12 protein-coding genes are annotated in these 6801 nt (G+C 43.4%); 11 read left to right on the forward strand and 1 reads right to left on the reverse strand.

Features of this window, described 5'->3' with window-relative positions:
• The first annotated feature begins 267 nt into the window (after positions 1-267).
• From CWI73_RS08015 to sugE, 10 genes are all read left to right on the forward strand, one after another.
• Positions 268-1050: a hypothetical protein gene (locus CWI73_RS08015; RefSeq protein ID WP_126752301.1), complete on the forward strand. Its 783-nt coding sequence runs from the start codon at positions 268-270 to the stop codon at positions 1048-1050.
• A gap of 66 nt (positions 1051-1116) precedes the next feature.
• Positions 1117-1791, forward strand: a complete 675-nt coding sequence (locus tag CWI73_RS08020; protein ID WP_126752302.1) for a hypothetical protein — start codon at positions 1117-1119, stop codon at positions 1789-1791.
• A 25-nt stretch (positions 1792-1816) separates the two neighbouring features.
• The gene (locus tag CWI73_RS08025) at positions 1817-2515 is read left to right on the forward strand and encodes a hypothetical protein (RefSeq protein ID WP_126752303.1); all 699 of its coding nucleotides are present in this window, start codon (positions 1817-1819) and stop codon (positions 2513-2515) included.
• Positions 2516-2975: 460 nt separating this feature from the next.
• Complete coding sequence (locus CWI73_RS08030; RefSeq protein ID WP_126752304.1) at positions 2976-3395, forward strand: hypothetical protein; 420 nt, start codon at positions 2976-2978, stop codon at positions 3393-3395.
• Between the two features lie 93 nt (positions 3396-3488).
• Positions 3489-3953 (forward strand): DUF1643 domain-containing protein, encoded by a 465-nt coding sequence (locus tag CWI73_RS08035; protein WP_126752305.1) that lies wholly within the window; start codon positions 3489-3491, stop codon positions 3951-3953.
• Positions 3954-4023: 70 nt separating this feature from the next.
• The gene (locus tag CWI73_RS08040) at positions 4024-4602 is read left to right on the forward strand and encodes a hypothetical protein (RefSeq protein WP_126752306.1); all 579 of its coding nucleotides are present in this window, start codon (positions 4024-4026) and stop codon (positions 4600-4602) included.
• Between the two features lie 98 nt (positions 4603-4700).
• The gene (locus tag CWI73_RS08045) at positions 4701-5081 is read left to right on the forward strand and encodes a hypothetical protein (RefSeq protein WP_126752307.1); all 381 of its coding nucleotides are present in this window, start codon (positions 4701-4703) and stop codon (positions 5079-5081) included.
• Between the two features lie 21 nt (positions 5082-5102).
• Entirely contained in the window at positions 5103-5567 is a 465-nt protein-coding gene (locus CWI73_RS08050; protein WP_126752308.1) for a GNAT family N-acetyltransferase, read from the forward strand.
• 45 nt (positions 5568-5612) lie between these two features.
• Positions 5613-5957, forward strand: coding sequence for a hypothetical protein (locus tag CWI73_RS08055; protein ID WP_126752309.1), 345 nt, complete (start codon positions 5613-5615; stop codon positions 5955-5957).
• A gap of 75 nt (positions 5958-6032) precedes the next feature.
• Positions 6033-6350, forward strand: a complete 318-nt coding sequence (sugE, locus tag CWI73_RS08060; protein ID WP_126752310.1) for a quaternary ammonium compound efflux SMR transporter SugE — start codon at positions 6033-6035, stop codon at positions 6348-6350.
• Here the strand turns inward: sugE and CWI73_RS08065 are convergent.
• Positions 6341-6568 (reverse strand): type II toxin-antitoxin system RelB/DinJ family antitoxin, encoded by a 228-nt coding sequence (locus CWI73_RS08065; protein ID WP_126752311.1) that lies wholly within the window; start codon positions 6566-6568, stop codon positions 6341-6343. The genes sugE and CWI73_RS08065 overlap by 10 nt on opposite strands.
• Positions 6569-6615: 47 nt before the next feature.
• On the opposite strand from CWI73_RS08065, the gene CWI73_RS08070 reads away from it, so the two are divergent.
• The coding region (locus CWI73_RS08070) for a transposase (protein WP_133306928.1) at positions 6616-6801 on the forward strand (186 nt) is incomplete at its 3' end.

Consider the following 6801-nt stretch of genomic DNA (forward strand, 5'->3'; position numbering starts at 1 on the left):
GAATGGTTTAGAGAAGGCATGGCCTATGTGTACAGCGGAGCGCCGGAATCAGATATTCCTGAGCATTACCTGCCCATGATGAAAAGATATAGTGACTGGCATTCAGAGAAATCTTGGCCAAAAGTCATTGAACAGGCGGGACATCTCTGACATGCATAACCAAGCCATCAAATTCGCTCCCTTCGGTCGCCGGACCTCGTTTCACTCGACCGTTTATGGCGGGCGTTAAATTACCATAAGCGGACATCAATCAATATTGAGGTTGTTTTGAGAAAAGTTTTTCTGGCTGTCATAGCGTTTTTTTTTGGTATTTTTCTATTTAGTTACTGGCAGTCGGAACCAGAACTTATTGCTGCAGAGCAAATGTCTCTGAGAAAAAAACTCATATCGAGAGTGAATGACTTTCCTCAAAAAATGCTGCATAAGCATGAGAGGGACAGAATTATAGATATGCTGGAAGAGGTTAATAGCGTTCGGCTAATTGATGATCCCAAAGACCTTGGTGGTCAGATCTATGGACCTAATCGAGACCATCTAGAAATTGGTCAAGCTTTAATGCGGCAAGAAGATTTTCATATGAAGCGAAATCTTATTCGTGTTCTTTTCCATGAAAGCCGACATTGGCAGGATTTGAAGCAAAGTAGGTTCTCAATTCTGAAAAGCAGCGGTACGGAAACAGAATCCTTAGAGTTTATGTCTAAAATGGCATTGTTGGAGTTTTTTGCATACTCAGACGACTACAAGCTAGCTATGAGGTTTAATAAAGATAATCCAAAGTATATGTTGCCCAACTGTGCTGAATACTTTTTCAATGGGGAGAGAAAAGACCTCGATGTTACGCCAGAAATATACGGCTTCGGTCGATCTTTGATGTCTAATTATCACGCAATAATGGCGAATACTAGATTTAGCAAAAAGGCAAACGAATCAAGGGTTTTGAGATTTATTGAAGATTATAAGAACAATTATAAAGAGGTGAGTCCCTTTGTCGAGTTTTCGCTTATAGACTGTAACCGAAAGTATGGGTTTGAAGGTGAACTTAACCAGTGAATCAAGCCGGCCGCTTTGTGCTGCCGACAAAAAAATCCAATTATTCAAGACATTACGTTAAGCCATATGGAAAAATTTGAAACATATTCCCGCTTAGGTGGAGATGACAGGTTTAGATGGATTGCCGAGAGTAATCTGGACACGTTCGAGGAAATCGACCCAAAAGTGAAAAAGCTTTGGGCTGATATTTCATCATTGCTATCAAGCTGTGATGACCCCAAAAACCCTCCAGCCGAATACTACTCGCTCCATATAGAGCTAGATCCACTCGAAGAGGCTAGAGACCAGTCATGTATTATTGCTGTCGTGTTCACGGCGATGTACTTTGAGGCCTTTATTTATGACTATGCTGCATCTTGTTTAGGAGATAAGTATTCGAAAGATCACTTGGACAAATTAGACTTCATATCGAAGTGGCTCGTTATCCCTAAACTGATTACTGGAAAAGAGATATCTAAATCGGGTCAAGCTTATGAATCATTAAGACGTCTCCACAAAGATCGAAACTCTCTCGTACATCTGAAATCAAGAGAAATGAATTTCGATAATGAAGAAGTGGCAAGTTATATGAAGGCGCGTGAACAAGATATTCAGGAATCAATGAAAAACTGCAGGAAAGCGTTAAGGCATGTCATCCAAGAGCTTTTGGCAATTGACCCAGATCATCCAAAGGTTATCTTGTCAAGTCAATCACGTAACAAGTCGAAGCACTCGGACGCAGCAAGCTGCACCGGTGTTTGAAGTGTTAAATATCTAGGGAGAGTGCGTGAATAAATTGAAAGCTTACAAGTCCAGAGGCGAATACAAAGGCGAGTCCATATATCCGCACAAACATAAAGACGGAACTTATGTGGCCAGCCCCTTGCGATTTGAAGTTGACTATGTTTATGTAGATACGGAAGAAGAACTTGAAGCATTGGTACGGTCTGGCCTAGGAGCAAGAATGTCCAGCCCTGATATCAAACAGGCAGCATCCCTTATTACTGCCGATAACATCGAGTTCACTGATTATAGCTCGCCTCCGTTCGTCGCAAAAACTGTACTTCCAAAGTTGAGCGAGGAAGTGGATCTAGATTTTGACTCGATTACAAAATCAAGAAAGGAGCAAGCATTCCTTCGAGTGCACATTTCAGGCGGGCGACCGCAAGCAATGTGCGTCCTCTGTCAAAACGAGTACCCCTTAGAATTCCTGGTCGCTGCGCACATTAAGAAAAGATCCGAGTGTTCTAAATCAGAAAAGCTAGATTTTGACAATATCGCTGCCTTAATGTGTAAGGCGGGGTGTGATGATATGTTTGAAAAAGGTTATGTTTTTGTCTCTGAAGGTGTAGTCAAGAAAAACGAAAAGCGTTCCACGATTCCAGCATTGGATGTGCTCATTAGAAAAATCGAAGGTAATACTGTAAAAAATTGGGCAGGTAGCTCAGCATATTATAAGCACCATGAATCTAAATTTAACAAGTAGCTGCACCGGACTCTCTGTCGATCGCGCGGTGAGCTAGGCGTTATGTGCAAAGACTTCCCGGTGTTAATTCCGCTATCGAGCTAAACAGGTTTTAGGCCACCAAATGTGGACTTTGCCTTTTTCGTTTGCAATTATAAACCTCAAATTTAATTCGTGTTGTTGCTTTAAACTTTACTTCGTATTGTCGGCAGCTATTGCTTTTGAGGATTAAGTGAGGACAAGGAGTTGTTGGCTACTTTGAGGGAATATCTTTTAGAAATCTATCCCACAGTAAGTTAACTGACCTTCCTTTATTCATTCTGACTAGCCACTAATATGCAGTCTGCTCGATCTAAAAGAAAAGCACATAACAAGCGCCTCAACTACGACAATGTTTGTTGTCATGGTTTTGGCAAACAACGCAAAAAGCCATGCCAACACATTGCGTGTTAGGCGGGCGTTATACGTAAGAAATTAAATCATGATAGATAAATACAGTAAATACAGAGAACTTATTTCTCGAATTGACTCGGCCATTGAAGATGGCTTTTATCTTGAAGCAACATGGATCGCATATGCCATCTTAGAAGATAGATTAGTGTCGGCACTTAAAGAATCAGGTGGCGGCCCCTCAATAAGAATGCTAGGTCCTAAAATAGGTAAAATAAAGTCCAGACAAACAAGCTCTCTTAAAATGCGACAGGCATTTTTCGGTGACATGATTCAGCGATTAAGTGACTGGGCAAAAAAACGAAATGCTCTTATGCATGCTTTAGCCGATGAGAGACTAGATGTTCCAGCCATAGATGCAGAATCAGAGTCTGTAGCTTTAGAAGGCCGAGAGTTAGCAAGAGAGTTTAGTGCTGCATGCAAGAGGTTCAAGAAATTAAATGCTAAATAAAGCGTATAACAAACGCAGTCAGTCGGACATTTTTCCGCTCGTTCCTCACTCCAGAAATGCAGCTGCTGCGGGCGTTAAATGCCAAGAGGAATCATGCAGAAGTCAGCAATAATTTCCGAATGCGGAATGTACAGGTATGAACTAAAACGGATTTGGGATGATTCAAAGCCTTGGGTTCTTTTTATTTGTCTCAATCCGTCAACAGCAGACCATGAAGAAGAGGATAATACTTCTCGGGTGTGTATAAATTACGCTAAGCGCTGGGGCTATGGCGGGCTGGTTATAGCAAATCTATTTGCATATAGGTCTACTGACAAATCAGTGCTCTATCAAGTTTCTGATCCAGTAGGCCCAGAAAATGATCAGCACTTGCAGAGACTCAGCGAAGAGGCTGTCGAAACAGTGTGTGCATGGACAGATGATGGCGCATTTATGAAGCGCGACTTGGCTGTTTTACCAATCTTAAAATCACCAAAGTGCTTAACTAAACTAAAAAGCGGCAGGCCGGGCCATCCTTTGTATAAAAGCAAAGAACTAAAGCCTACGCCTCTGCTATAAGCATTTAACAAGCGCATGTTGTCGGACTGGTTTTCCGCTGCGCTCCAAACCAGCCGCAAATGCGGGCGTTATGCAAAAAGGACTCGATGTGGTTAATAAGGTAGCTTTGATTTTTGTCGTTGTTCTAATACCTGCACTGGCTTGGTCGTATGCAAAGCCGATTAGGTTGCTTTTACCCAATTTAAATGGAATGCAATGTAACGGCGCAATTTGCGTCGAGGACCCCAAGAAAATAGATAAAGCAGCTGATCTGTATGACTCCGCCGTAGCAAATCTAGCTGCTGTACGCATTTCTCTCAGCGCGAGCCCCAACTTCATTTACTGCTCTACTGCAGAGTGCTACGAGTCATTCGGAGGAGGCAGTGAGCGGGCCATTTCATATCCTTTTCTTGGTACGGTAATAGCTCCCGAGTCTTGGCAAAGTTACATCACTCAGCATGAATTGATTCATTGGTTTCAGTTTTCCGAAATTGGGGCAGTTTCGACCATGATGAAACCGGAATGGTTTAGAGAAGGCATGGCGTATGTGTACAGTGGCGCGCCGGAATCAGATATTCCTGAGCATTACCTACCCATGATGGCAAAATACAGCGACTGGCACTCAGGTAAATCTTGGTCTGAAGTAATTCATCAAGCAGGAGATCTCTGACATGTATAACCAAGCCATTAAGTTCACACACTTCGTGCGGCGGACCTCGTTTCACTCGGCCGCTTATGGCGGTCGTTATATAAACAGGAACCACACCGGTGAAAATTAAAAGTACCTGTATTGTTTTCGCTTTAGCGTTATTAGTATCGGCTTGCACATCGGGACGTTTGGAGTATTTCACCGCCGAGGGCGAACGAAAGGTTGCATGCGAAACGGAATACACATGGCAGCCTAGTGTTGATAAGTATGCAGTTGAATATGTTCTGGCGCATTGCGCTCAAGAGGCGGTATCCAGAGGCTACACGGTCGAAGATACCGCGCTTCTCGAAAAGGATTTGTCGGTTCCGCCCCCTCCCCCTCCCGAAGGAAAAGCGTGGAGCCATGAGCTGGCAAAGCAGCATCATGCAAAAGGGATGCTTACGGATAAAGAATATGGGTATCTCATCGCTTATTTAGATCTCGGTCATGATAGTGGTTGAGCGTGAACGGCAAATACCAGCATGATAAATATCAGAAAATATAACGAATCAGACGCGCCCGATTTATGGGCAATTTTTTATCACACCATTCGCAATGTGAACTCACGTGACTACACGCAAGCGCAAGTCGAAGCATGGGCGCCGGATGACGTATCTCCTGAGGTATGGCAGCGAAAAATGAATGCTATCTCTCCGTTTGTTGCTGAAATTGTCGGAGAAATTGTCGGTTATGCCGACCTTCAGGAAGATGGACTAATTGATCATTTCTTTTGCCACCATGAGCATCAGGGGAAAGGTGTCGGGCGTCATTTGATGGAGCACTTGCTAAGAGTGGGTGAGTTACAAGGAATTAACCGGTTTTACTCTAAGGTGAGCATTACAGCTCGTCCGTTTTATGAGAAATTTGGTTTTAAATTCGCAAAAGAGCAAACGGTAGAAATTCGTGGTCAGAAGCTGCGTAACTTTGTTATGGAAAAACTGAGCTAAGCGTACTCGCTATTATCGGCCACATGCGGTGCATAAGTGTTTAAAATGAAATTCCAACGAGTCCAAAAGCGACAACATACATTTGCATCATCAGAGCTGGATGTTTCTTATGACCGCCTGACGACAAAGTTCGAGCTAAAAGAAAATGGCACTCTGGTTTACTCAGTCTTTCTTGGCTTGCTGCCGTTTAGAAGAAGTAAGTTAGTCATTAACGATAAGCCTGCGACGCTAACAATATTTTGGATGATCTTTTGGTTTTCTAAATTGCGAAATAGTGACGGCTCTGTTGTTTCGGAATTGCTGCCTCAAAGGCGCAGAAAATCGATAGGCTTTCTGGCTTATATCGTGATAATAACCACGATGAAAGTTAGTATTGCGCTTATGGCGTAAACTAAGCGGAAGTGAGGACGACCTCACCGCTCAATTTTCATTCGGGGACGGCCCCACAATCATGAAGAGGTGCTTATGAGTTGGGTCATTCTATTTATCGCCGGGCTTTTGGAAGTCGCTTGGGCGGTTGGTCTAAAATACACAGACGGCTTTACCAAACTTTGGCCAACCGTTGGCACCACCGTAGCTCTTGTCGGTAGCTTTGTCTTGTTAGGCTTGGCACTGAAAACGTTACCCGTCGGCACAGCCTACGCCATTTGGGTGGGCATTGGTGCTGTAGGTACAGCGATTATGGGTATGTTTTTGTTCGGTGAGTCAGCGGACGTTCTGAAACTGGTCAGTTTAGGGTTAATTTGTGCCGGTATTGTAGGTCTTAAATTGGCTCATGGTTGAGCATTTTGGACTTTGCCCTCAGTCAATTCGTTAATCAACTCGTCGACAGACTGACTTTTATGACCTTTACCCTCAGCTAACTCTTTGATAGCAGCGACGGTTGCCGCATTTGGCTGGCGCGCTTTTAGTTCAAAAGGTATTCCTCCGTGATTAATGACTGCTCGGGCAAACAGCTTAAGTGCTTGTGAAGGGCTTAAACCTACTGAATCGCCACTGATTTGCTAGACACCTCATAGCCATAGATAATGGCATAAAAGAGGTGCTTATGAGTAACAACCGATACCCTGAAGAATTTAAAATCGAAGCTGTCCGGCAAATTACCGATAAAGGTTATTCTGTTGCTGACGTTTCAAGACGGCTCGATGTTTCCGTTCATAGTTTATATGCCTGGGTTAAGAAGTACGGTCCAGAAGCAGAGAAACACGCAGCTCAAACCGAAGAGCAGGCTGAA

The sequence above is a fragment of the Idiomarina piscisalsi genome (assembly GCF_003987095.1).
GTDB lineage: Bacteria > Pseudomonadota > Gammaproteobacteria > Enterobacterales > Alteromonadaceae > Idiomarina > Idiomarina piscisalsi.